25 protein-coding genes and 1 pseudogene are annotated in these 22878 nt (G+C 58.7%); 12 read left to right on the forward strand and 14 right to left on the reverse strand.

From position 1 onward, the window contains the following. Positions 1-6 precede the first annotated feature (6 nt). On the reverse strand, positions 7-1680 hold the full coding sequence (locus KUF73_RS21780) for a DEAD/DEAH box helicase (protein ID WP_218440090.1): 1674 nt from the start codon (positions 1678-1680) through the stop codon (positions 7-9). Positions 1681-2100: 420 nt separating this feature from the next. Between KUF73_RS21780 and KUF73_RS21785 the strand changes: the two genes are divergently transcribed. Then, on the forward strand, positions 2101-2892 hold the full coding sequence (locus tag KUF73_RS21785; RefSeq protein WP_218440091.1) for a crotonase/enoyl-CoA hydratase family protein: 792 nt from the start codon (positions 2101-2103) through the stop codon (positions 2890-2892). Positions 2893-2989: 97 nt separating this feature from the next. Here KUF73_RS21785 and KUF73_RS21790 read toward each other — a convergent pair whose 3' ends face one another. Further along, a complete protein-coding gene (locus tag KUF73_RS21790) occupies positions 2990-3745 on the reverse strand; it encodes a spermidine synthase (protein WP_218440092.1) in 756 nt (251 codons plus the stop codon). A 150-nt stretch (positions 3746-3895) separates the two neighbouring features. Here KUF73_RS21790 and KUF73_RS21795 point away from each other — a divergent pair, with 150 nt between their 5' ends. Continuing rightward, complete coding sequence (locus KUF73_RS21795) at positions 3896-5242, forward strand: class II 3-deoxy-7-phosphoheptulonate synthase (RefSeq protein ID WP_218440093.1); 1347 nt, start codon at positions 3896-3898, stop codon at positions 5240-5242. 74 nt (positions 5243-5316) lie between these two features. Here the strand turns inward: KUF73_RS21795 and KUF73_RS21800 are convergent. Further along, positions 5317-6546: pseudogene (locus KUF73_RS21800) on the reverse strand (winged helix-turn-helix domain-containing protein). A 64-nt stretch (positions 6547-6610) separates the two neighbouring features. Beyond that, the gene (locus KUF73_RS21805) at positions 6611-6826 is read right to left on the reverse strand and encodes a DUF1127 domain-containing protein (protein ID WP_218440094.1); all 216 of its coding nucleotides are present in this window, start codon (positions 6824-6826) and stop codon (positions 6611-6613) included. Between the two features lie 95 nt (positions 6827-6921). On the opposite strand from KUF73_RS21805, the gene KUF73_RS21810 reads away from it, so the two are divergent. Continuing rightward, on the forward strand, positions 6922-7776 hold the full coding sequence (locus KUF73_RS21810; RefSeq protein ID WP_218440095.1) for a LysR substrate-binding domain-containing protein: 855 nt from the start codon (positions 6922-6924) through the stop codon (positions 7774-7776). On the opposite strand, the gene KUF73_RS21815 is transcribed toward KUF73_RS21810, so the two are convergent. Further along, entirely contained in the window at positions 7766-8500 is a 735-nt protein-coding gene (locus KUF73_RS21815; protein WP_256345670.1) for a sulfite exporter TauE/SafE family protein, read from the reverse strand. The two genes, KUF73_RS21810 and KUF73_RS21815, sit on opposite strands and share 11 nt — an antisense overlap. A 127-nt stretch (positions 8501-8627) precedes the next feature. On the opposite strand from KUF73_RS21815, the gene KUF73_RS21820 reads away from it, so the two are divergent. The 4 genes from KUF73_RS21820 (at position 8628) to KUF73_RS21835 (ending at position 11947) form a co-directional block, all read left to right on the forward strand. Beyond that, a complete protein-coding gene (locus KUF73_RS21820; protein WP_218440097.1) occupies positions 8628-9584 on the forward strand; it encodes a LysR family transcriptional regulator in 957 nt (318 codons plus the stop codon). Between the two features lie 69 nt (positions 9585-9653). After that, positions 9654-10115, forward strand: a complete 462-nt coding sequence (locus tag KUF73_RS21825) for a MarR family winged helix-turn-helix transcriptional regulator (RefSeq protein ID WP_218440214.1) — start codon at positions 9654-9656, stop codon at positions 10113-10115. A gap of 364 nt (positions 10116-10479) precedes the next feature. After that, positions 10480-10899 (forward strand): organic hydroperoxide resistance protein, encoded by a 420-nt coding sequence (locus KUF73_RS21830; RefSeq protein WP_218440098.1) that lies wholly within the window; start codon positions 10480-10482, stop codon positions 10897-10899. Between the two features lie 34 nt (positions 10900-10933). Beyond that, complete coding sequence (locus tag KUF73_RS21835) at positions 10934-11947, forward strand: alpha/beta hydrolase (protein ID WP_218440099.1); 1014 nt, start codon at positions 10934-10936, stop codon at positions 11945-11947. Positions 11948-12105: 158 nt separating this feature from the next. Here the strand turns inward: KUF73_RS21835 and KUF73_RS21840 are convergent, their stop codons facing one another. Both KUF73_RS21840 and earP read right to left on the reverse strand, forming a co-directional pair. Next, complete coding sequence (locus KUF73_RS21840; RefSeq protein ID WP_007943632.1) at positions 12106-12675, reverse strand: elongation factor P; 570 nt, start codon at positions 12673-12675, stop codon at positions 12106-12108. 48 nt (positions 12676-12723) lie between these two features. After that, complete coding sequence (earP, locus tag KUF73_RS21845; RefSeq protein WP_218440100.1) at positions 12724-13866, reverse strand: elongation factor P maturation arginine rhamnosyltransferase EarP; 1143 nt, start codon at positions 13864-13866, stop codon at positions 12724-12726. 124 nt (positions 13867-13990) lie between these two features. Here earP and KUF73_RS21850 point away from each other — a divergent pair, with 124 nt between their 5' ends. Next, positions 13991-14401, forward strand: coding sequence for a hypothetical protein (locus KUF73_RS21850; RefSeq protein ID WP_218440101.1), 411 nt, complete (start codon positions 13991-13993; stop codon positions 14399-14401). A gap of 2 nt (positions 14402-14403) precedes the next feature. Next, positions 14404-14886 (forward strand): GreA/GreB family elongation factor, encoded by a 483-nt coding sequence (locus tag KUF73_RS21855; protein WP_218440102.1) that lies wholly within the window; start codon positions 14404-14406, stop codon positions 14884-14886. A 9-nt stretch (positions 14887-14895) separates the two neighbouring features. Here the strand turns inward: KUF73_RS21855 and cysB are convergent, their stop codons facing one another. The 5 genes from cysB to KUF73_RS21880 all read right to left on the reverse strand — a co-directional run bounded on the left by cysB (position 14896) and on the right by KUF73_RS21880 (position 18854). Beyond that, a complete protein-coding gene (gene cysB / locus KUF73_RS21860; protein ID WP_007899921.1) occupies positions 14896-15870 on the reverse strand; it encodes an HTH-type transcriptional regulator CysB in 975 nt (324 codons plus the stop codon). A gap of 113 nt (positions 15871-15983) precedes the next feature. Next, positions 15984-16487 carry a universal stress protein gene (locus KUF73_RS21865; RefSeq protein ID WP_218440103.1) on the reverse strand — a complete coding sequence of 168 codons (504 nt, stop codon included), beginning with the start codon at positions 16485-16487 and terminating at the stop codon, positions 15984-15986. Positions 16488-16582: 95 nt separating this feature from the next. Further along, positions 16583-17488 carry a 5'-nucleotidase gene (locus tag KUF73_RS21870; protein WP_218440104.1) on the reverse strand — a complete coding sequence of 302 codons (906 nt, stop codon included), beginning with the start codon at positions 17486-17488 and terminating at the stop codon, positions 16583-16585. 26 nt (positions 17489-17514) lie between these two features. Next, positions 17515-18471: a putative 2-dehydropantoate 2-reductase gene (locus KUF73_RS21875; protein WP_218440105.1), complete on the reverse strand. Its 957-nt coding sequence runs from the start codon at positions 18469-18471 to the stop codon at positions 17515-17517. Next, entirely contained in the window at positions 18468-18854 is a 387-nt protein-coding gene (locus tag KUF73_RS21880; RefSeq protein ID WP_218440106.1) for a co-chaperone YbbN, read from the reverse strand. The genes KUF73_RS21875 and KUF73_RS21880 overlap by 4 nt, the downstream gene beginning before the upstream one ends. Between KUF73_RS21880 and KUF73_RS21885 the strand changes: the two genes are divergently transcribed. Together KUF73_RS21885 and KUF73_RS21890 are read left to right on the forward strand one after the other, a co-directional pair. After that, a complete protein-coding gene (locus KUF73_RS21885) occupies positions 18853-19296 on the forward strand; it encodes a PilZ domain-containing protein (protein ID WP_218440107.1) in 444 nt (147 codons plus the stop codon). The genes KUF73_RS21880 and KUF73_RS21885 overlap by 2 nt on opposite strands. A gap of 128 nt (positions 19297-19424) precedes the next feature. Next, positions 19425-20501, forward strand: a complete 1077-nt coding sequence (locus KUF73_RS21890; RefSeq protein ID WP_150631053.1) for a 3-deoxy-7-phosphoheptulonate synthase — start codon at positions 19425-19427, stop codon at positions 20499-20501. A gap of 86 nt (positions 20502-20587) precedes the next feature. Here KUF73_RS21890 and KUF73_RS21895 read toward each other — a convergent pair whose 3' ends face one another. Then, positions 20588-20875: a GNAT family N-acetyltransferase gene (locus KUF73_RS21895; RefSeq protein ID WP_020800382.1), complete on the reverse strand. Its 288-nt coding sequence runs from the start codon at positions 20873-20875 to the stop codon at positions 20588-20590. A gap of 638 nt (positions 20876-21513) precedes the next feature. Between KUF73_RS21895 and oprI the strand changes: the two genes are divergently transcribed. Continuing rightward, positions 21514-21765, forward strand: coding sequence for an outer membrane lipoprotei OprI (oprI, locus tag KUF73_RS21900; RefSeq protein ID WP_003199355.1), 252 nt, complete (start codon positions 21514-21516; stop codon positions 21763-21765). Between the two features lie 123 nt (positions 21766-21888). Here oprI and KUF73_RS21905 read toward each other — a convergent pair whose 3' ends face one another. Then, complete coding sequence (locus KUF73_RS21905; RefSeq protein WP_218440108.1) at positions 21889-22860, reverse strand: L,D-transpeptidase family protein; 972 nt, start codon at positions 22858-22860, stop codon at positions 21889-21891. Positions 22861-22878: the final 18 nt, after the last annotated feature.

The raw sequence follows: 22878 nt of genomic DNA on the forward strand, positions 1-22878 counted from the left end.
AGCGGATCAATCTTCGCGATAGCGACGCAGCTTCAACTGCTTACCGGCAACGCGAGTGTCCTTCAGTTTGGTCAGCAACTTCTCCAGACCATCTTCCGGCAACTCGACGAGGCTGAAGCTGTCACGCACCTGGATGCGACCGATCGCCTCACGGGCCAGACCACCTTCGTTGAGGATAGCGCCCAACAGGTTCTTGGCGGCGATACCATCACGCGCGCCCAGCGCGGTACGGCAACGAGCGCGGCCTTCGCCCAGCGGCATGGGTGCGCGACGCTCGCGGTCACTACGCTCAGGACGGTCACCGGATCGCTCTGGACGATCGCCACGCGGTGCGTTGTTCGGCACCAGTGGACGCTCTTTTTCGATAGCGGCCAGGGTCAACGCCTGAGCGTTGGTTGCCTTGCGCAGCAGAGCAGCGGCCAGTGCACGCGGGGTGCAACCGATGTCGGCGGTCAGACGATCCAGCAGATCACCGTGAGTCGATTCGGCATCAGCCACCAGCGGCGACAGGCTGTTGGTCAGTTTCTTGATGCGTGCATCCAGAACAGCTTGAGCGTCTGGCAGGCGAACTTCAGCAACCTTCTGACCGGTTACACGCTCGATCACTTGCAGCATGCGGCGCTCACGTGGAGTCACCAGCAGCAGCGCACGACCTTCGCGACCGGCACGGCCGGTACGGCCGATACGGTGAACGTAGGACTCTGGGTCGTACGGCATATCAACGTTGAATACGTGAGTGATGCGCGGAACGTCCAGGCCACGAGCAGCAACGTCGGTCGCCACAACGATGTCCAGACGGCCATCCTTGAGGGAGTCGATCACGCGCTCACGCTGGTTCTGGGCAATGTCACCGTTCAGCGCAGCGGCTTTGTAGCCTTTGGCTTCCAGGGCGCTGGCCAGGTCCAGGGTCGCTTGTTTGGTACGCACGAACATGATCAGCGCGTCGAAGTCTTCGACTTCCAGCAGGCTCAATACAGCCGAGGTCTTCTGGTCAGCGTGAACCAACAGGTGAGCCTGTTCGATCGCGGTAACGGTCTGAGTCTTGGTCTGGATCTTCACGTGTTGCGGATCGCGCAGATGGCGTTCGGCAATGGCACGGATCGACTGCGGCAGGGTAGCCGAGAACAATACGGTCTGACGGGTTGCAGGCAGCGCCTTGAAGATAACTTCCAGGTCGTCCATGAAGCCCAGTTTGAGCATTTCGTCCGCTTCGTCGAGAACCAGGTGGTTCACGGTAGCCAGGACTTTTTCGTCACGACGCAGGTGGTCGCACAGACGGCCCGGAGTGGCGACAACGATCTGTGCGCCATTACGGATTGCTTTCAGTTGTGGGCCCATAGGGGCGCCGCCGTAAACGGCCACAACGGTAACGCCCGGCATTTGCTTGGCGTAGGTTTCGAAAGCGGTTGCTACTTGCAGCGCCAACTCACGAGTTGGCGCCAGGATCAGGGCTTGCGGCTCGCGCTTTGCAGGATCGATGCGATGCAGGATCGGCAGGGCGAACGCAGCGGTTTTACCCGTACCGGTTTGCGCCTGACCAATCATGTCGTGACCGGCCATGATGATCGGGATCGATTGCTGCTGAATAGCCGATGGCTCTTCGTAGCCAGTCGCGATGACGGCTGCAAGAATATTCGGATTGAGATTAAAAGCGACGAAGCCGCCGGTTTCCTGGGTCATGGGTCTGCCTCTAAGTGCATCCGCAAAGACCCATGCTCCAAAGCTGCGCGTGCCGTGTTGAGACTCAAGAGTCGCCCTGGCAGCTTTGTCGGCGGGGATTTGCGAAAACGAATGAATGAAAAGAATCGTCAAGGAAGAGTCCGCTGTGCGGACGTGCAGCCGAAGCTGACTTCGGGGAATTGCTCTACCTAAACGCGGCCCGGCTAAAGGCCGGCGCGCACTATACCGGAATTTGCCGAAAAAGGGAGCTTTTTTTATAGCAAAACTCCCGCGTACGGCGTTCTGTCACAGGCTTTGCGGATAATCGTGCAAGCGTCTATTTTTCAAAGGCCCGGCCCTGCGGGCGATGGCGCTAAAACGGTTCACCCTGAAGCTGCAGACCTTTGGTCCGACAGCCCTTCCCGCCCGAGGAACTGCACCATGAAAGAGCTCAATTCCAGCCGCGTGAGCCGTGAAAAGCGTGGTCATATCCTGTTGATCGGCCTGGATCGGGTAGCCAAACGCAACGCTTTCGATCTCGACCTGCTCAACGAATTGAGCATGGCCTACGGCGAGTTCGAAGCCGACAGCGAAGCGCGGGTGGCGGTGGTGTTTGGCCATGGCGAGCACTTCACCGCCGGGCTGGATCTGGTCAGCGCCAGCGCTGCGCTGACCGAAGGCTGGCAAGCACCGCCCGGCGGCTGTGATCCGTGGGGCGTATTTGCCGGACCAAGGGTCAGCAAACCGGTGATTGTCGCCGCACAGGGCTATTGCCTGACCATCGGCATCGAATTGATGCTCGCCGCCGATATCAATCTTTGCGCCAGTAACACCCGTTTTGCGCAAATGGAGGTGCAACGCGGCATCTTTCCCTTTGGCGGCGCGACCTTGCGCCTGCATCAGGTAGCCGGCTGGGGCAACGCCATGCGCTGGATGCTGACCGGTGACGAATTTGATGCCCGGGATGCCTTGCATCTGGGACTGGTGCAGGAAGTCATGGCCAGTGAGGATCTACTGCCACGGGCGATTGAGTTGGCTGAGCGAATTGCCCGGCAGGCACCGCTTGGGGTTCAGGCAACATTGCTGTCTGCCAGGCAGGCGCGTTACGACGGGGAAACCGCCGCGGCGCAAGGGTTGCCGGCACTGGTGAAGAAATTGCTGACCAGTGAGGATGCTCAGGAAGGTGTGCGGTCGCTGGTGGAGCGGCGACCCGGTGTTTTTAAAGGACGTTGAAATCTGTGTAGGAGCTGCCGAAGGCTGCGATCTTTTGATCTTAAAAAAATCAAAATCAAAAGATCGCAGCCTTCGGCAGCTCCTACAGGAATCCCCTTCATGTGGCCGGGCGAATCGCCTTGATCAACGTCTGCAACGAATACCCCAATCGCGGTGCCAGCCCTTCGGACCGGGCGATCAGGCCGTCCATGTCCAGTTGCTGATCCAGCTCCGAAGGCACGATCAGGATCACATTGCCCTCCTTCACCGGCAGTTCCCAGTAATGTCGATGGTAGAGCCCGCGTAGCAACGCCGCACCCAATGGCTTGCCATCGTCGGTGGCCCATTGATTGATCACCAGCCAGCCACCCGGATTCAGGCGTTTCTGGCAGTTCTCCAGGAAAGTCCAGGCCAAATGCCCGACACCCGGACCGACATCCGTATAGAGGTCGACAAAAATCAGGTCCGCCGGCTCGGCCGTATCGAGCAATTCCAGCGCATCGCCCACGCGAATGTACAGGCGGGGGTCGTCATCCAGCCCCAGGTATTCGATCGCCAGGCGCGGCACGTCGGGGCGCAACTCGATGGCTTCGACATCTTCCAGCGGCAGGAACTTCAGGCAGGCCTGGGTCAGCGTGCCGGCGCCGAGCCCGAGGAACAGCGCACTTTCCGGCTGTTCGTGGCACAGCGCGCCGATCAGCATCGCCCGGGTGTAATCGTATTCGAGCCAGCTCGGATCGGCTGTGAACACGCAGCTTTGCTCGATGGCATCACCGAATTCGAGAAAACGGTAATCGGCCACTTCCAGCACGCGAATCACACCGAATTCGTCCTGCACCTCGGCGAGCAAATGCTCGACGCGCTCCTCAGTCATTTCGTCTCCTGATCGTCACCGCGCCCGGCAACGCATTGGCACCGCAAACAGGCAGCGGCAAAGGCGCGATTGTCCGCGAAGCGACGGGAACAGGTCACGCACTAATTGCTGATAACATGGCCGTCCAAGCGTAAAACATTAGAGAACGTGATGAGCCAACCCTGGAGCCCTGACAGCTGGCGCGCCCTGCCGATCCAGCAACAACCCCAATACCCCGACGCGGCGCATTTGCTGCAGGTCGAGCAAACCCTGGCCAGCTATCCGCCGCTGGTGTTTGCCGGTGAAGCCCGGGAATTGCGCCGTCAGTTTGCCGAAGTCACCCAGGGTCGAGCGTTTCTGTTGCAGGGTGGCGACTGCGCCGAGAGTTTCGCCGAGTTCTCCGCCGCGAAAATCCGCGACACCTTCAAGGTGCTGCTGCAAATGGCGATTGTCATGACCTTCGCGGCCGGTTGCCCGGTAGTGAAAGTTGGGCGCATGGCCGGGCAGTTCGCCAAACCGCGTTCGGCCAATGACGAAACCATCGACGGTGTAACCTTGCCGGCCTACCGTGGCGACATCGTCAACGGCATCGGTTTCGACGAAAAAAGCCGTGTGCCGGACCCGGAGCGCTTGCTGCAGTCCTATCACCAGTCCACCGCCACGCTGAACCTGCTGCGCGCGTTCGCCCAGGGCGGGTTCGCCGACCTGCACCAGGTGCACAAGTGGAACCTGGACTTCATCGCCAACTCGGCGCTGGCAGAAAAGTACAGCCACCTGGCCGACCGCATCGATGAAACCCTGGCCTTCATGCGCGCCTGCGGCATGGACACTTCACCGCAACTGCGCGAGACCAGTTTCTTCACCGCCCACGAAGCGCTGCTGCTGAACTACGAAGAAGCGTTCGTGCGCCGCGACAGTCTGACCAACGATTACTACGATTGCTCCGCGCACATGCTCTGGATTGGCGACCGCACGCGCCAGCTCGATGGCGCCCACGTCGAATTCCTGCGCGGGGTGAACAACCCGATCGGGGTCAAGGTCGGCCCGAGCATGAACCCCGAAGACCTGATCCGCCTGATCGACGTGCTCAACCCGGATAACGATCCGGGCCGCCTGAACCTGATTGCGCGCATGGGCGCGAACAAGGTCGGCGATCACCTGCCGGCATTGATTCGTGCGGTGCAGCGTGAAGGCAAGCAAGTGTTGTGGAGCTCCGACCCGATGCACGGCAACACCATCAAGGCCAGCAGCGGCTACAAGACCCGCGACTTCGCGCAGATCCTGGGCGAAGTGAAGCAGTTCTTCCAGGTGCACGAAGCTGAAGGCAGTTATGCCGGCGGTATCCATATCGAGATGACCGGGCAGAACGTCACGGAGTGCATCGGCGGTGCGCGGCCGATTACCGAAGATGGCTTGTCGGACCGGTATCACACCCATTGCGACCCGCGGATGAATGCTGATCAGTCGCTGGAATTAGCGTTTTTGATTGCCGAAACACTGAAACAGGTTCGCCGCTAAAGGTAGGAGCTGCCGCAGGCTGCGCTCTTTTGATCTAAAAAACCAAATCAAAAGATCGCAGCCTGCGGCAGCTCCTACATGATCCCTATTTGGGCCAATGCTTCGCGCAAGCGCCCCGCACTCTCACGCTGACAATTAAGTTGCACCCGCTCAAGCCCCAGTCAATCTGCCATCCGCCGCAGATTCACCGCCAACGCCAGCATCCCTTCGTCATCCAGACCCGTTTCTTCCTCATGCACCGCGTGCACCGCCAATCGACCATTCACTCGTTCGGCGCGCAGATCCACCCGTGCGGCAATCCGTTCGTTGTGCAAAAACGGCAAAACGTAGTAACCGTAGATTCGTTTGTCCTGCGGCGTGTAAATCTCCAGCCGATAGCGAAAATCGAACAGACGCTCGGTGCGGCTGCGCTCCCAGATCAGCGAATCGAAGGGTGAAAGCAACGCGCTGGCCTCGACCTTGCGCGGCACCTTGGGCTCGGGCAGGCAATACACAGGTTGGCGCCAGCCCTGGACTTCGCACAATTGCAGTTCACCGCTCTCGATCAACTCGGCCAGGCGAGGACGGCTGTCTGTGGGGCTCAAGCGAAAATAGTCGCGCAGGTCCTTTTCCGTGCCGACGCCCAAAGCTGTGGCGGCGTGCAACAACAGACCGCGCTGGGCGTCGGCCTCGGTCAAATGTGCTTGCGCCAGAATTGCCGAGGGAATCACCCGCTCCGGCAGGTCGTAGAGCCGCTCGAATCCGCGTCGACCCGCCACCGTCACCTCACCGGCGGCGAACAACCATTCCAGCGCATGTTTTTCCGCACTCCAGTCCCACCACGGCCCGGCCCGCTCCTGACGGGTCGACAGGCTCCCGGCGCCCAACGCGCCCTGCTCCTGAACCGAGGCCAGTACCCGACGAATCGTGTCCTGTTGCTCTCGACCAAAACGCGCCAGTTGTTGATAGATGTCTTCGCCACGGGCCGCACGCTGCATGCGCCAACGCATCAACGGGTACATCGACAAGGGCAGCAACGAGGCCTCATGGCCCCAGTATTCAAACAATGTCCGACGCCGGCCCTGACTCCAGGCAGCCTGGTCGAGCAAGTCGGATGAATAGTTGCCTAGACGGGAAAACAGCGGAAGGTAGTGCGAACGCACCAATGCATTGACGGAATCGATCTGCAAAATACCAAGGCGCTCAATCAGGCGATTAAGCTGAACAGCCTTGATCGTCGCTGGCGGCTGCCGCCCGTTGAACCCTTGGGCGGTCAGCGCCAGACGCCGAGCCTGTTTGAGGGTAAAGGACAACGTTGCGGGCATGAGCATCTCCTTGTCTGCTCGCAACCTACCTCACCGGTAAGGGATTTGTGTAGCGTGGCAATCATCATTTATGCATCGGATCGTTCCAGAACGGCTTGATTGACTCGTTCTCCACATCCGCACGACTCATGCCGATATCCTTCAGCGCTTCGTCGCTCAGACTCGCCAGCAACTCGCGTTCCCGGTGAAGTTCGTACCACCGACTGAATTTGTGCAGTAAGTCGGATACCAGGTGAATGGAATGTTTTTCGACTGCTGGATATTCATGTTGACCTTTCATCTTGTTGCCCTCCGTTTGGATAGCTCCAGTCTCTCGCCGGGACTAAGATCAATCCAACGAATGTTTCTGATGTCACATATCTCGGAGATTGATGAATGTCGGCCTACCCGAGTATCGATACCGACGTGCTGCGCACCTTCGTCGCCATCGCCGATCAGGGCGGCTTTACCCGCGCCGGCGAATTGGTCAACCGCACCCAGTCGGCCGTGAGCATGCAGATGAAACGGCTGGAAGAAGATGTGTTGCAGCGCCAGTTGTTCCAGCGCGACGGTCGGCAAGTGCGGCTGACCGCTGAAGGTCAGGTCTTGCTCGGCTATGCCCGACGAATCCTCAAACTGCACAGCGAAGTGTTCAATACCTTGCGCGAGCCGGACATGATCGGCACCGTGCGCATCGGTACGCCAGACGATTATGTGATGCGCTTTTTGCCGGGCATTCTGCGGCGATTTGCACAGTCGTATCCATTGATCCAGATCGAGGTGCATTGCGAATCATCAAAGCAATTGCTGACGCGCCAGGACCTGGACCTGTCCATCGTCACCCGCGAGCCCGGCAGTGAAATCGGTCAGTTGTTGCGCAAGGAGCGTTTTGTCTGGGCCGAGGCGCAATGCTACAGCGCCCACGAACAGACGCCGTTGCCGCTGGCAATGTTCAACAGTGATTGCTTCTGCCGTTTGTGGGCCTGCAATGCCCTCGATGCCATGGGTCGCGATTACCGCGTGGCGTACAACAGCGATAGCCTGTCGGCGATCATGGCGGTGGTCAGCGCCGGTCTGGCGGTCACCGCGCAACTGGAAAGCCTGATCACCCCGGACATGCGCATTCTCGGTGACGCCGAAGACCTGCCGATCCTGCCCGAGGCCAGCATCATGCTGGTGCGCAATCTGCACAACCCGTCACCGATCACCGAATGCCTGGCCGAGCACATCATCGAAGGCTTCAAACTTTAAAGGCGAGCAACACTGCGCAGAACACCAGGAAGCCGCAGAACAGTCCGCGCAGCAGGCGCTCGGGCATGGCGTGGGCGATCTTCACGCCCCAACTGATGCTCATCAAACCGCCGACGGCCAGAGGCACGCCGATCATCCACTGAACTTGATGGTGTACGGCATAGGTGACCAGCGTGACACCCGTGCTCGGCAATGCCAGCGCCAGCGACAATCCCTGCGCCACCACTTGGGTGGTGCCGAAAAGACTGGTCAACACCGGCGTCGCCACCACCGCTCCGCCGACGCCAAACAACCCGCCCATGGTGCCGGAAGCCGCGCCAAGCACACCCAACCATGGCCATGAGTAATTCATCTGCGCAGAAGCTGGCGCGCTGGCCGTGAACATGCGCACCAGGTTATAGGCCGACAGCGCGACCAGGAACGCAACAAAGCCGATTCGCATGGTTTGCGCATCGATGCCCACGGCCCAGATCGAACCGATCCAGGCGAAGCAGAACCCCATCGAAGCCAATGGCAGCGCGTGGCGCAATTCAATGCGGTTGCGCTGGTGATAGCGCCACAGCGCCAGCATCACGTTTGGCACGACCATCACCAGCGCCGTCCCTTGGGCAATCTGCTGATCGAGACCACACAAAACGCCCAGCAACGGTATGGCGATCAAGCCGCCACCAATGCCGAAAATTCCGCCGAGGGTTCCCAAGGCAGCGCCGAAAACCAGATACATCAAAAACTCAATCACAGCGGTTTTCCCCTTCACGTCAGGCCAGTCATCCTACGCAGTTGGTTCTGGCAGGGAAACGCACAGCAACGCACAATGGCTGTGCCAACTTCGCACAAGCACTGAGCGCATCATGAATCCCAATCAACTGACCGACCAACTGGGCCTGTTTCTCGACGTGCTGGAAACGGGCAGCTTTTCCGCGGCGTCACGCCGTCATCCGCTGACCCCATCGGCGGTGGCCCGGCGCATCGACAGCCTCGAAAACGCCGTCGGCAGCCAATTGTTCATTCGTAGCACCCACGCGGTACGCGCCACTCCGGCAGGCTTGGCGTTTGCCGAGCGTGCGCGACGGATCGTTGCTGAACTGCGCCTGGCCAGGGCCGAGGCCGTGTCCCTCAGCAGTGCGCCGGAAGGCTTGATTCGGGTAGATGCGCCGGCAGCGTTCGGTCGGCGGCATCTGGCACCGGTGATCGCCGATTTTCTGAAGCTCTATCCCGGTCTCGATGTGCAATTGCACCTGATCGACAGTTTTGTCGACATGCAGGGTTTGAACCTGGGCAAAGTTGACCTGGTGCTGCGCGCCGGGCAAATGGCCGATACCCGGTTAGTGGCCACGCCACTGGCGAGCATGGTGCGCATCGCCTGCGCCAGTCCCGATTATTTGCAACACCGAGGCGTGCCGACCGACCCGACGCAGTTGGCCGAGCATGACGGCCTCGACTGGGACGGCCTCGCCCCACCTTTTGCCTGGCGTTTCGAGCGGGACGGCCAGATGCACCTGCACCGCCCGTCTCGCATCCGCATGAGCGCCAACAATGCCGAAGCGCTGGTCTGCGGTGCGCTGGCCGGGTTGGGCATCGCCCACTTGCCGACCTGGCTGGCCAGCGAGTACCTGCTGCGAGGCGAATTACTGCCCCTGTTCTGCGAAAACGGCCTGCCCAAACCCGAAAGCGCCGGGATCTATGCGTTGCGCCTGGAGCAACAACCCAACTCGCGCAGCCGCTTGTTGCTGGAATATCTCAAAACCCGCTTCAGCCCCATTCCGCCTTGGGATCTGGGGTTGCAAACCCAGTTGGGGCGCCACTAGTCCAGAATTATCTGGCGCATTAAAGATTCGCCCGCTAGATTTATGACGATCACTGATCAAGGCTTCGAAATGACCACCGAGCGCAATACCCCGGATAACTGCGACGACCTACTGCTGGACAATCAGGCCTGCTTCGCCCTGCATTCCACTTCGCTGATGATGACCAAGGTCTACAAACCTTTGTTGCAGGCGTTGGGCCTGACCTATCCGCAGTACCTGGCGATGATGGTGCTGTGGGAACAGGATGGCTTGACCGTAGGAGAAATCAGCGCGCGCCTGCTGACCGATCCGGGTTCGCTCACGCCGCTACTCAAACGTCTGGAAGCCGAAGGTGTGCTCAGCCGCACTCGCAGCCGTGAAGACGAACGCGTGGTGATCGTCGAGCTGACCGAGCAGGGCCGCGCCTTGCGTGACAAGGCCCGCGACATTCCTCAATGCATCCTCGGCGCCAGCGGCATGACTTTGGAGCGACTGCAGAAGCTGCAAGCGGAACTGCAAGTGCTGCGGCGTCATCTGCAAGACAGCCTCTGATCTTCAAAGCACTTCATATCCCCTGTGGGAGCGAGCCTGCTCGTGATCAGGCCGGTACATTCGGCATTCGATCGACTGACAGGACGCCATCGCGAGCAGGCTCGCTCCTACATTTGCCTTGCGACACACTGTTGTATCCCGTCTCGCCCCTTCCCCTGAAAAATATTTCCGGGTGAAAAATCCCGCCTCTAAAGCTCTAGCTCGATACTTCCAAGCAAACCCAGCGCATCGACTAATGATTCCTCCCAAGTTTTTTTCAAAATTTATATTGCGCACTAAATATTTGCGCGATACATTCACGTCGCACTTACTTGGCGCGCAAATATTTAGCGCAAATAAATCAACCCCGAACGAGGCTTTCACCATGCAAACTCTCTACACCGCAATCGCAACTTCCACCGGTGGCCGTGACGGTCGTGCGATTTCCAGCGACAACATTCTCGACGTCAAACTCGCCACGCCAAAAGAACTCGGCGGTGCCGGCGGTGCGGCAACCAACCCAGAGCAACTGTTCGCAGCCGGTTACTCCGCCTGCTTCATCGGCGCACTGAAGTTCGTCGCCAGCCAGACCAAACGCACTATCCCGAACGACGCCTCGATCACTGCCCATGTCGGCATCGGCCAGATCCCTGGCGGTTTCGGTCTGGACATCGATCTGCACATCAGCCTGCCGGGTCTTGAACAAGCCGATGCGCAAGACATGGTCGACGCAGCACACCAGGTCTGCCCGTACTCCAACGCCACCCGTGGCAACGTTGATGTGCGTCTGCACGTCACCGTCTGACTGCTGACCTCCAAGGCCCGAACAGGAAACGAACATGAACACTTTCAGCAAAGTCTTGACCGGCACCCTTCTCGCCCTCTCCATCGGCAGCGCGTTCGCAGACACCGGGGTTGAACACAACACCCAGGCGTTCCTCGACGCTCTGAACGCCGGCACCGGCAAACCGTTGGAACAACTCTCCCCGAAAGACGCCCGCGCCGTATTGGTGGGTGCGCAAGCCGGGGTGAAGCTGACGCTGCCAAAAGCCGATGTCAGCGAGAAGACCATTCAAGTCGACGGCCAACCGTTAAAGCTGACCATCGTCCGGCCAGCCGGGGTCAAAGGTGAGCTGCCAGTGTTCATGTTCTTCCACGGCGGTGGCTGGGTACTGGGAGACTTCCCGACCCACGAACGGTTGGTTCGTGACCTGGTAACGGGGTCGGGTGCAGCGGCGGTGTTCGTCAACTACACGCCTTCGCCGGAAGCGCATTACCCGGTGGCAATCAATCAGGCTTACGCCGCCACGAAGTGGGTGGCCGAGCACGGCAAAGAAATCAACGTTGATAGCAAACGCCTGGCCGTGGCCGGTAACAGCGTCGGCGGGAACATGGCGGCAGTCGTTGCGCTGATGGCAAAAGACAAGGGCACACCGGCGATCAAGTTCCAGGTGCTGTTGTGGCCGGTGACCGATGCAAACTTTGAGACGGCGTCCTATAACCAGTTCGCTGAAGGACACTTCCTGAGCAAAAACGCGATGAAGTGGTTCTGGGACAACTACACCACCGACGCCAATCAGCGTAACGAGATCTACGCCTCGCCGCTGCGAGCAACCACTGAGCAGCTCAAGGGCCTGCCACCGGCCCTGGTGCAAACGGCGGGTGCCGATGTGCTGCGCGATGAAGGTGAAGCCTACGCCCGCAAACTCGACGAAGCCGGTGTGCCGGTGACTGCGGTTCGCTACAACGGCATGATTCACGACTACGGTTTGCTCAACGTGGTGAGTCAGGTGCCGGAAGTGCGCTCGGCGATGTTGCAGGCTTCGCAAGAGCTCAAGGAACATCTGAAGTAAAGGAAAAGATCGCAGCCTCGTTTCACTCGACAGCTCCTACATGGGTTTTGTGTTCCCCTGTAGGAGCTGTCGAGTGAAACGAGGCTGCGATCTGTTGTCCTTCCAGACACAAAAAAGCCCGACTCAATGGTCGGGCTTTTTCATTCCTCAAGCGGTGCTTATTTAGCACGGCCTTTGTAGGAACCGCCTTCGCGGGTATCGATCTCGATCATGTCGCCGATTTCGATGAAGTCAGCAACCGACAGTTCGGTACCGTTCTTCAGTTTGGCAGGCTTCATTACCTTGCCGGAAGTGTCACCGCGAGCGGAACCTTCGGTGTAGTCAACCTGACGCACGATGGTGGTCGGCAGTTCTACGGAAACCAGACGCTCTTCGAAGAAGATCGCTTCGCAAACATCGGTCATGCCTTCTTCAACGAAAGGCAGAACGGCTTCGATGTCTTCAGCGTTCAGCTCGTACATGGTGTAGTCGGTGGTGTCCATGAACGTGTAGGTGTCGCCGCTGATGAAGGACAGGGTCGCTTCTTTGCGGTCGAGGATTACGTCGTCCAGTTTGTCGTCGGCGCTGTAAACGATCTCGGTCTTGTAACCGGTCAGCAGGTTTTTCAGCTTGGTCTTCATGATCGCGCTGTTACGGCCCGACTTGGTGAATTCAGCTTTCTGAACCAGCCAAGGATCGTTTTCGAGACGGATCACGGTACCGGGTTTCAGTTCTTTACCAGTTTTCATTGCGAATATCCGAATTTGGATGGGATTTACAAAAATCTAGGCCGCGTATCATATCCAATTTACATAAAACTGTACCAGCGCTGCGGCAAGATCGGCCTGCAAGGCTTGTTCCAGACACCAGGCTTGCGCGTGTTTTTCTAGCTCTGGCCAGTGTTTACGAGTGGATTGCCAGTGGTCGGCCATTTTTTCACCGGCATTCCAGGCACGCCAGAGACCGCTGATCGCCTCACGGGCCGGCGCTGAAAGGCCTTCCACGTAAAGTGCGAGGAAGGCGTCGAGCTTGTCCAGATGGATGTCTTCCTCCTGCTGGTAGATGTGCCAGAGCATCGGCCGCCCCGCCCATTGGGCGCGAACGAAGGAGTCTTCGCCACGCACGGCATTGAAATCGCAGCTCCACAGCAAATGGTCATACTGATCCTGTCGGACGAATGGCAGCACCTGCACGGTCAAGGCATCACGTACATGCAGCGCACCGGCCTTCAGCCCCTCGACACCGAGCCAACGCTCGACATCGCCAAGAATCCGCCCTTCCGGCACCAACAAATGAGTAGCTGTCGAATCGCCAGCCATCGCGTCCAGCCAACTCGCCAGCCCGGCATTTTCGTAGGCGAACAGCGAGATCAGCTGCGCACCTTGTGCGCGATCGATCCCCAGACCTTGCAGGAATTTTCGCTGATTTTCGGGGCTTTGCTGAAATTGCTGACGCCGTTCCAGAAGACCGCTTTCGCGCAGCAGGCCACCCGTACCCTTGCGAAACCCGGGGAAGAAAAAGAACTTCTGCACGTTCTTGTATTTCACCGATGGCAAGCCGTGGCAACCGACCACCCAATCCTCGGCGCTCAGGTAATCGAGGTTCATCCACAGCGGCGGTTTTTCCCGCTCCGCCATGGCATCCATGTAGGCACTCGGCAACTGGCAGGCGAACGCGGCAATCACCACATCGGCGGCTTCAGTGGACTGCCAGTCGGTCGGCCATTGCCGCACTTCGACTCCTTGCTGCCATTGGTGCGAAACGTGGATATCGATCTCCGGGCACATCCGCTCGAAAGCCCGCAGGTCATCGACCCACAACCGCACTGCCAGCGAATGTTCAGCCACCAGTTGCCGAGCCAGACGCCAGGTCACGCCGATGTCGCCGAAGTTGTCGACCACGGTGCAAAAAATATCCCAGCGGGTTTTCGTTTCAGGCATTCCAGGCTCCCGTTGGCAAAGGCACCGATTGTCCGCATAAATTACCCCGTGCAGAAGAGCCGACGGCGATTAATCTTCGTGCGACAATCGCCACTCGCCCGCGACCCACCGCCAGGAGGCAGCCATGCCCTACCGTCCCAACCCGCGCCGCCCGTTGCCGATCCAGCTTAATGCCCTGCAACTGACCGGCAGTATCGCCCTCGGTTTGTGGCTGGGGTTCATTGCCATTGCATTGACCTGCTGGCTCGCTTCACGTTTTTTCTTCAGCGAGCAATTGGCCCCCGTGGCCCAGGCGGTGCAGCAGTTGGCCAATCCGCCGGTGGTGGCGCAACCGGTGCCGGATATTCCTCCGCAAAGCCCTCTCTTCGACCAATACGAAGAGAACCTGCGCAAGAACGAGCAGGCACAACGGCTCGATCAGGCACGCAGTAGCAGCCGCAATCTGGCAAACCCCAAATGTCAGTTCTGGCTGCAACAGGACCAGACGGCACCGAGCGAAAAAAGCCGCGCCAACGTTCAGCAATTCTGCGATTGATCATGAATAAGCAAACTGTCCACCAACTGATTCTCGACAAACTGCGGCTCGATCTCGACATCGCTGAACGCGCTGCGCAAACCGCCTACGAAACCGCTACCCACGAAGAAAACATTGCTGAAAACAAGTACGACACCCTTGGACTGGAAGCGTCGTACCTGGCGGCCGGGCAGGCCAAACGCGTCGAAGAAATCAGGCAGTCGCTGGCGCTTTGCCAAAACCTCAACCTGCGTCCTTATGATGAACAACGGGGTATCGAGATTGGCGCTTTACTAGGCCTGGAAGACGAAAAGGGTCGCGAGCAGTGGCTGTTTCTGGCGCCTGATGCAGCGGGGCTGAAGGTCGATCTGGTGGGGCAGGCTATTACCGTCATCACCCCGCGCTCACCGCTGGGCAAAAGCCTGCTGGGCAAGTTCGAAGGTGACGAGGTGGAGATTCTGGTGGCGGGCGCTCGGCAACAGTTTTCTGTCACCGAGGTGGTTTAAAACCAGAGATTAATGGACCGGCAGTTCGACGCCGTCGAACAGCTCTTCCAGCTCTTGCTTGTTGTGGCACTGGATGGCTTTGGCCATGACTTCGCGTGTCAGGTGTGGGGCGAACTTCTCGATGAAGTCGCACATGAAGCCACGCAGGAACGTCCCGCGACGGAAACCGATCTTGGTGATGCTGGACTCGAACAACTCGCTGGCATCGAGCACCACCAGGTCGCTGTCGAGTTTGGTGTCGACCGCCATTTTCGCCACGATGCCCACGCCCAACCCGAGGCGTACATAGGTCTTGATCACGTCGGCGTCAGCGGCGGTGAACACTACTTTCGGCGTCAGGCCGCGATGGCTGAATGCTTCGTCGAGTTTCGAACGACCAGTGAAACCGAACACATACGTCACGATCGGGTATTCCGCGAGGGCTTCGAGGGTCAGCTTCGACAGCTTGGTCAGCGGGTGGCCCTGCGGCACGACCACGCAGCGGTTCCAGCGATAGCACGGCATCATCACCAGATCGCCGAACAGCTCCAGCGCTTCAGTGGCAATGGCGAAATCCACGGTACCGTCAGCAGCCATTTCGGCGATCTGCATTGGCGAACCCTGGTGCATGTGCAGGGCAACGTCCGGGTACTGCTTGATAAAATTACTGATCACCGGCGGCAATGCATAACGCGCCTGGGTGTGGGTGGTAGCGATGGACAGGGTGCCCTTCTTCTCGTTGGAGAATTCCTGGGCGATCTGCTTGATGCTTTCAACCTTGCGCAGAATCTCGCCGGCGGTGGTGATGATGCGCTCACCCGCCGGGGTGACGCGGGTCAGGTGCTTGCCGCTACGGGCAAAGACCTCGACGCCCAGTTCGTCTTCCAGCAGTCGGATTTGTTTACTGATGCCCGGTTGCGAGGTGTACAAGCTTTGGGCGGTAGCGGAGACGTTGAGGTCGTGGTGCGCCACTTCCCAGATGTAGCGCAATTGTTGAAGCTTCATATGAATCCCTCAAAGCAGATAGACGCCACGGGCATCAGCGACGGTATATAACTATATTAATGGCTTGAAGAATAAATCTAGAACTTTTTTATCAAACTGCCACTATTCGAGTGCTACCGGTCACCTTGGCGACGACGTTCTACCAACGGCACCAGATAAACCGGTACCCGCGACAGTTGCAACACGCGCGCGGCGGTCCGGCCCAAAGGCGTTTCCGCTCCAGCACCATGGCTGTGACTACCTACGATCAGCAAATCCACGGAGAGTTTCTGCGCCTGGTCGAGAATCACCTGCGACGGATCGCCCTGCAGCACCCGCACCGCCTGAATTCGCTCCAGATCCTGTTCACCCTCCTCCCCCAGTTCTTCACGGAAGCTGTCGAGCACCCGCTGCTCGATATTGGCAATGACTGTATTCAGACCCTGACTGTGAAACTCGTTCAACGCCTGTTCGTCGAGGTAACTCTGAAGCACCGACTCGGCAAACAATCCCATGGGTTCAACCGCGTGCACCACGTAGAGATCGGCATTGAATGTCCGCGCCAACGCCAGGGCATGCTGCATCACCAGAGGTGCGTACAGGCCGAGGTCAGTGGCATAAAGCATCGAACGAATCATATGACCTCCTTTGAGTGCCAACATGGCGGAGATTGATTCAGCTTAGCAGTGCCTTGGCGAGTACGACGGCCCGCGTAACACGTTGAACGGCGGGGTTAAACCTTTAGCTCGTTGCTTATGCCATGGGGCACGTGACCAGTGGCGACGACTTCGCGGGCCAGCTCGCAATGACCGGCCTGATCATCAAAAAAAACGTCAGCGGCGAAGGCTTCAAGAAAGGCCGATTTGGTCAGGCCACCGAGGAACAGCGATTCGTCCAGACGGATGTCCCATTCGCGCAGCGTGCGGATCACCCGCTCATGGGCCGGCGCAGAGCGAGCCGTCACCAGGGCCGTGCGGATCGGACAGGCGTCGTCCGGAAACTCACGCTGCAACAGATTGAGGGCGGCGAGGAAGCCTTTGAACGGCCCACCACGCAATGGCTCACGGGCCGCTTCACGTTCGCTGGCCTGGAATGCTTCCAGACCACCGGCTTGATAAACGCGCTCGGATTCGTCGGAAAACAGCACCGCGTCACCGTCGAAGGCGATGCGTAATTCATCGCTGGCCGCACGGCTGGCGCCACCCGAGAGAATGGTCGCCGCGGCGAAACCGGCGTCCAGTGCACTGCGCACGTCTTCGGCATGGGTCGACAGAAACAGGTCGCAACCAAAGGCCTTGAGATACGGATAAGGACTGCGTCCGCCGACAAACGCCGCACGGGAAATCGCCAAGCCATAATGATGAATCGAATTGAACACCCGTAAACCGGTGTCGGCACTGTTGCGCGACACCAGGATCACCTCGACCCGGGCGCGACCGAGGCTGGTATTGAGGTTGAGGAGCTTTTGCACCAACGGGAAGGCATCACCGGGTTCGAGGATTTCGTCCTCGTGCTCGATCTGATATTGCCGGTAGGCCTCGACGCCACTCGACAGGTAAACCTTGTGGCTTTCACTCAGATCGAACAACGCCCGCGAAGAAATCGCCAGCACCAGTTTGTCGTCAATTGCCTTTGGCATACCCTTTCCCCCTCAGGTTGATCGACTCAGGCGTTACGTCGATCAATAAAACTCAAACTGCGATACAAGGCCTCGATGCGCGGCATCTCGCATCCCGCCGCTTTGGCAACCGCCAGCGGACGTGCGTAAATGGCTGCCAGTTCCAGCGGCCTTTTGTGCAGAAAGTCGTGGTACATGCTCGGCCAGTAGTCGGGCATTTTCTCGGTGACCATAAACAGATGGTCTGCATATCCCGGCGGAATATAGTGCCCACAGGCGATGGCGCCCTGAACCACTTCGGTCATCAGTGCCTTGATCAGTTCACGGCTGTCGGCATCGGCCATCAACGGTGTAGTGCTCGCCCCAAGTAAAACGGACAGGCCGTTATAGGGGATATTCCAGACCAGTTTTTGCCAGCGCGCCTGATGCAGGTTCGCCATAACCTGGGAATCGATGCCTGCAGCACGGAACAGCCCGACACCTACCTCGACTATCGCCGTGCGTGCAGCGTCATCGGCAGCGGGACCACTGTGGTAGCCGACATGCACCGCACCGAGCGCCTGATGGGTAATGACGCCGGGGCCTTCGCGATGAACGCAGATGTAACAGAGCCCGCCGAGCACGTGCAGCGAATCGGGGAGCAATTCGCGAAGGCTATCTTCAACGTCGAGGCCATTTTGCAACAGCAGCACTTTGGCATTCGGCGCCGCAGCCTTGAGGATGGCCGGCGCCAGATCCGCGTTACTGGTGGTTTTCGCCCCCACCAGCAACCAGTCGCAGGGCGGCATGTCTTCGGCGTTCGAGTAGGCCTGCACCGGACTCAACGTCAGCGCGCCAAAAGGCGCACTGTCGACGTGCAGCCCGCCCTCGGCCACTGCGCAAAACTCACTGCGCAACAGGAAGTGCACATCGAAACCGGCACGCGCCAGCATCACGCCGTAGAAACCGCCGATTGCACCGGTTCCGATAATACCGATTGTCGGTTTGGCAACTGTCCCCATCATGGCAACTCCTCTGCTGTTCGACTCAACGCCTGCCGCACCGCCCGATTAAGCTCAGTGCCGGTCAGACGCGAATTCAATGTCCCGAAGAACTCACCGTCGCGCACAACAAACAGCGCCGGCAAATGAAAGACCTGATAACGCTCGACCACCCCGCCGTTGTTTCCGGCGTCGATCCAGCACAGTCGATCGACGGCCAGATCGAGTGACGGCAATTGCTCACGGGCAAAACGACAACTGGAGCAGCCTACGCTGGTGAAAATAACCAGCGTTACACCGCTCATCGTCAGCAGCCGTTGGTCGGCGTCGAAATCGGTCAGTTCCAATTCGACCACTATACTGGGGGAAACAATGTCAGATGGCCGACACATGGAGTCCGTGTTCATGGGACGTTTTATTCCTCATCCTGACGATGTGCCCGTTGAATTAACGTTGCTGACACCTGAGTGTATTTCGCGGCAACAGCTGCACACTACCAGCCTCGGGGGCATGGCTTGCAACTATCACCGCGCGTGGCGCCACGGCACGGCGCTGGAAGTGCGCATGCCTTCCTTGAACCCCGACATGCGCATTCTCGGCTATGTGGCCTGGTGCCTGCGACGCAAGCACGGCTATCTGGTGGGCATTGCCTTCGTCGACGAGCAGACGCTGTTCAGTGCCCGGATGGGAGAGCAGGTGTGCCAGATCGAACGTTATTGCCGCTTGCATGACGCGCACGACGACCTCCAGGATATTCAGGCCCTGGCTCTGGAATGGGTTCAGGAACACGCCGACGAGTTCTCTCATGACACAGTTCATCGGGTATTCGCACAGTCGATGCGGGATTAAAGCGGCGGCTGCCCATTGTCGAGCCACAGTGTAACGCGCTAAGGTTCCGCTCCCCGACGCGCTTAATTTGCTGTGCTCCGCCGCGCGGGTTCGCTGGCGGCCGGCACCCGTGACCTGACGAGTAAACGATGGCTGATTTACCGATCAACGACCTAAACGTCGCCTCCAACGAGACGCTGATCACTCCTGACCAGCTCAAGCGTGACATCCCCCTGAGCGACGCTGCCCTGCGCACCGTCACCAAGGGCCGCGAAGTCATTCGCAACATTCTGGATGGCACCGACCATCGGCTGTTCGTGGTCATCGGGCCTTGCTCGATCCACGACATCAAGGCTGCCCACGAATACGCCGAGCGCCTGAAGGTTCTTGCCGCGGAAGTGTCCGATACCCTGTATCTGGTCATGCGCGTGTATTTCGAGAAGCCACGCACCACCGTCGGCTGGAAAGGCTTGATCAACGACCCGTACCTGGACGACTCGTTCAAGATCCAGGACGGTCTGCACATCGGTCGTCAATTGCTGCTGGACCTGGCCGAAATGGGCCTGCCAACCGCCACCGAAGCCCTCGACCCGATCTCCCCGCAATACTTGCAGGACCTGATCAGCTGGTCGGCCATCGGCGCGCGCACCACCGAATCCCAGACTCACCGTGAAATGGCTTCCGGCCTGTCTTCGGCAGTCGGCTTCAAAAACGGCACCGACGGCGGCCTGACGGTGGCCATCAACGCCCTGCAATCGGTTTCCAGCCCGCACCGTTTCCTGGGCATCAACCAGGAAGGTGGCGTGTCGATCGTGACCACCAAGGGCAACGCCTACGGCCACGTGGTACTACGCGGTGGCAACGGCAAGCCGAACTACGATTCGGTCAGCGTCGCCCTCTGCGAGCAAGCGCTGAACAAGGCCAAGATCAAGCCGAACATCATGGTCGATTGCAGCCACGCCAACTCCAACAAGGACCCGGCCCTGCAACCACTGGTAATGGAAAACGTTGCCAATCAGATCCTCGAAGGCAACCAGTCGATTATCGGCTTGATGGTCGAGAGTCACCTGAACTGGGGCTGCCAGGCGATTCCGAAAGACCTCGCCGACCTCCAATACGGCGTGTCGATCACCGATGCCTGCATCGATTGGTCCGCCACCGAAAACACCTTGCGCAGCATGCATGCCAAGCTCAAGGATGTGCTGCCTAAACGCGACCGCACTTGATCGCTCTGCAGCGCGGATAGAAAACACGCAGACAAAAAAACGCCGGGCTTAACCCGGCGTTTTTTTATGCGTTCGTTTTGTGAAGGTCACTGACTCAGCTTGGCTGCATGCCGCTGGTGACGCTCCATGTAGCGCTCGACGTAAGAGCACGACGGAATGACGGTATAGCCCATTTCCTCGGCGTACTGCAACGCCTGTTCGGTCAGCGCCGCAGCAATGCCGCGACCACGCAGGGCGTTGGGCACAAACGTGCGATAGATATCCAGGGTCTGTTTCCCCAGATCCATATAAGTCAGGTAGGCACGATGACCGTCCACATTGGTCTCGAACTGATGACCAGCCTGGTCATGGTGGATGGACAACGCCTCGCTCATCATTACTCCTCGCGGGTCTTGAATTCTGACCCCTACCTTACCGATGTTTTTCCGGCGAAGAAACATCTACGCCACCCCGTGCCTGAATGGACACCGAGAAGAGCTACACCGATCTCGCGCAACCGAGCACGTACAAATAGTAGGCACCATTGGCAAAAATGCTCAAGGTACGCTCGTCATCACGTCGGTTGGCGGGTGCAGCTCCGGGTCACGCAAGAAGGGCTCGACCAACGGTCATCCCGGGTCGAAAGCCTGAACATTGCCGGATGTTGAGACTTAAGACGAACGCCCTTTGTTAAAGTCACCTGAACATGGAGAAAGATACGAGAGGCGTTACGCAAAATCCGAACGAAAGTGTAGACGATTCCATCTAGACAGACTTTAGCCAAGAACTGGAAAAACAGCTGATAACGTTGGGAACTTTTCCTCGGCGGCTCGCTCATCTCGGGCCTCGTAGCTGAATATTTTTTAAACAACGCAGTTAAAAGTTGCTCGAAAAAGAATCAACGCCTACAATTTTTTTTGCTTCTTGCTTTACGTCAGTTTACTTACGACAAGTAATGGGTAGTATGTACGCCGGCTATTTCCTCACTCTGAGGAGACAGCCACTTAATAGAAAGTCCTTGAAGGGGAACACGATGAACAACGTTCTGAAATTCTCTGCTCTGGCTCTGGCCGCAGTTCTGGCTACCGGTTGCAGCAGCGCATCGAAAGAAACCGAAGCACGTCTGACCGCTACTGAAGACGCAGCAGCTCGCTCCCAGGCTCGTGCAGACGAAGCTTACCGTAAAGCTGATGAAGCTCTGGCTGCTGCTCAAAAAGCACAACAGACTGCTGACGAAGCTAACGAGCGTGCTCTGCGCATGCTGGACAAAGCTAGCCGCAAGTAATAATCCTTCGGGATTGTTATCAAGCCGACCCATTTATGGGTCGGCTTTTTTATTGCCCCGCGTTTGTTGCAGGCAATAAAAAACCCGCCGACGCTGCCTGCGCCGACGGGTTTCTTTCAAGCGTTACTGCATCGGGTCGAGCGGTGCGCTCGTCACCATCGGTGCCGTCGTGCTCGGCACGGCGATTTCTACTGGCAGGCCGTCTTCGGCAGCTACCACGTCACGCACCACATCCCAGTTCATGCGCAGATTGTTAGTGATGTCTTCGCGTTTGAGCATCGCGTTGATCACAGCGGTGTGCTTGTCGACCACCGACGGGTTGCCGTTGTCGTCCAGAGGCGTGTGCGCTTCCAGGTAAACCTTGCCGCCACTCACACCAAACTTGTACGGGTCGTTAATAATGCGCACCGAAGTACCGACCGGCACCATGCTCGCCATTTCCAGCACGTTGTTATTGAACATGCGGAAGCAGCCGTGGCTGGTGCGCATGCCGATGCCGAACTTCTTGTTCGAGCCATGAATCAGATAGCCGGGCGTGCCCAGGCTGAACTTGAACGGCCCCAGCGGATTATCCGGGCCGGCTGGCACCACATTCGGCAACGGGTCACCGTCGGCGGCGTGTTCAGCCTTGATCGACGCTGGAGGGGTCCAGGTCGGGTTCGGCGTTTTCGCGGTGATGGTGGTATGAGCAATCGGAGAACCCCAGCCCTCACGACCAATACCCAGCGGGAAGGTGTACACCACGTTCTTGCCTTTCGGGTAGTAGTAGAGGCGGTATTCAGCCAGGTTGATCACGATGCCTTCACGCGGACCCGGCGGCAGGATGAAGCGGGTCGGCAGAATGACTTCGGTGCCGGCACCTGGTAGCCAGGCATCGACGCCCGGGTTGGCCGCGACCATTTCCGTATAGCCCAGATCGTAGGTGGTACCAAGGTCGGCGAAGGTATCTTCGTACTTGGCCTTGATGACTTGCACCTGGCCGACGATATCTTCACCGGGTGGTGGTAGTGGCAGCTCCAATGCTGCAACGGGACCCGCCACACAGAAGGCGGCAAGAGTCAGGCAGCGGGTGACGGCAGGAAAGCGCGGCAACATCCGGAAAGTCCTTCGCAT

It is taken from the genome of Pseudomonas sp. PD9R (assembly GCF_019200975.1).
Classification (GTDB): Bacteria; Pseudomonadota; Gammaproteobacteria; order Pseudomonadales; family Pseudomonadaceae; genus Aquipseudomonas.

Excerpts from the sequence above, each read along its gene's own strand:
- KUF73_RS21780 (WP_218440090.1), bottom strand. The coding sequence starts at position 1,680 with ATGACCCAGGAAACCGGCGGCTTCGTCGCTTTTAATCTCAATCCGAAT.
- KUF73_RS21785 (WP_218440091.1), top strand. The coding sequence starts at position 2,101 with ATGAAAGAGCTCAATTCCAGCCGCGTGAGCCGTGAAAAGCGTGGTCAT.
- KUF73_RS21790 (WP_218440092.1), bottom strand. The coding sequence starts at position 3,745 with ATGACTGAGGAGCGCGTCGAGCATTTGCTCGCCGAGGTGCAGGACGAA.
- KUF73_RS21795 (WP_218440093.1), top strand. The coding sequence starts at position 3,896 with ATGAGCCAACCCTGGAGCCCTGACAGCTGGCGCGCCCTGCCGATCCAG.
- KUF73_RS21805 (WP_218440094.1), bottom strand. The coding sequence starts at position 6,826 with ATGAAAGGTCAACATGAATATCCAGCAGTCGAAAAACATTCCATTCAC.
- KUF73_RS21810 (WP_218440095.1), top strand. The coding sequence starts at position 6,922 with ATGTCGGCCTACCCGAGTATCGATACCGACGTGCTGCGCACCTTCGTC.
- KUF73_RS21815 (WP_256345670.1), bottom strand. The coding sequence starts at position 8,500 with ATGTATCTGGTTTTCGGCGCTGCCTTGGGAACCCTCGGCGGAATTTTC.
- KUF73_RS21820 (WP_218440097.1), top strand. The coding sequence starts at position 8,628 with ATGAATCCCAATCAACTGACCGACCAACTGGGCCTGTTTCTCGACGTG.
- KUF73_RS21825 (WP_218440214.1), top strand. The coding sequence starts at position 9,654 with ATGACCACCGAGCGCAATACCCCGGATAACTGCGACGACCTACTGCTG.
- KUF73_RS21830 (WP_218440098.1), top strand. The coding sequence starts at position 10,480 with ATGCAAACTCTCTACACCGCAATCGCAACTTCCACCGGTGGCCGTGAC.
- KUF73_RS21835 (WP_218440099.1), top strand. The coding sequence starts at position 10,934 with ATGAACACTTTCAGCAAAGTCTTGACCGGCACCCTTCTCGCCCTCTCC.
- KUF73_RS21840 (WP_007943632.1), bottom strand. The coding sequence starts at position 12,675 with ATGAAAACTGGTAAAGAACTGAAACCCGGTACCGTGATCCGTCTCGAA.
- earP (WP_218440100.1), bottom strand. The coding sequence starts at position 13,866 with ATGCCTGAAACGAAAACCCGCTGGGATATTTTTTGCACCGTGGTCGAC.
- KUF73_RS21850 (WP_218440101.1), top strand. The coding sequence starts at position 13,991 with ATGCCCTACCGTCCCAACCCGCGCCGCCCGTTGCCGATCCAGCTTAAT.
- KUF73_RS21855 (WP_218440102.1), top strand. The coding sequence starts at position 14,404 with ATGAATAAGCAAACTGTCCACCAACTGATTCTCGACAAACTGCGGCTC.
- cysB (WP_007899921.1), bottom strand. The coding sequence starts at position 15,870 with ATGAAGCTTCAACAATTGCGCTACATCTGGGAAGTGGCGCACCACGAC.
- KUF73_RS21865 (WP_218440103.1), bottom strand. The coding sequence starts at position 16,487 with ATGATTCGTTCGATGCTTTATGCCACTGACCTCGGCCTGTACGCACCT.
- KUF73_RS21870 (WP_218440104.1), bottom strand. The coding sequence starts at position 17,488 with ATGCCAAAGGCAATTGACGACAAACTGGTGCTGGCGATTTCTTCGCGG.
- KUF73_RS21875 (WP_218440105.1), bottom strand. The coding sequence starts at position 18,471 with ATGATGGGGACAGTTGCCAAACCGACAATCGGTATTATCGGAACCGGT.
- KUF73_RS21885 (WP_218440107.1), top strand. The coding sequence starts at position 18,853 with ATGGGACGTTTTATTCCTCATCCTGACGATGTGCCCGTTGAATTAACG.
- KUF73_RS21880 (WP_218440106.1), bottom strand. The coding sequence starts at position 18,854 with ATGAACACGGACTCCATGTGTCGGCCATCTGACATTGTTTCCCCCAGT.
- KUF73_RS21890 (WP_150631053.1), top strand. The coding sequence starts at position 19,425 with ATGGCTGATTTACCGATCAACGACCTAAACGTCGCCTCCAACGAGACG.
- KUF73_RS21895 (WP_020800382.1), bottom strand. The coding sequence starts at position 20,875 with ATGAGCGAGGCGTTGTCCATCCACCATGACCAGGCTGGTCATCAGTTC.
- oprI (WP_003199355.1), top strand. The coding sequence starts at position 21,514 with ATGAACAACGTTCTGAAATTCTCTGCTCTGGCTCTGGCCGCAGTTCTG.
- KUF73_RS21905 (WP_218440108.1), bottom strand. The coding sequence starts at position 22,860 with ATGTTGCCGCGCTTTCCTGCCGTCACCCGCTGCCTGACTCTTGCCGCC.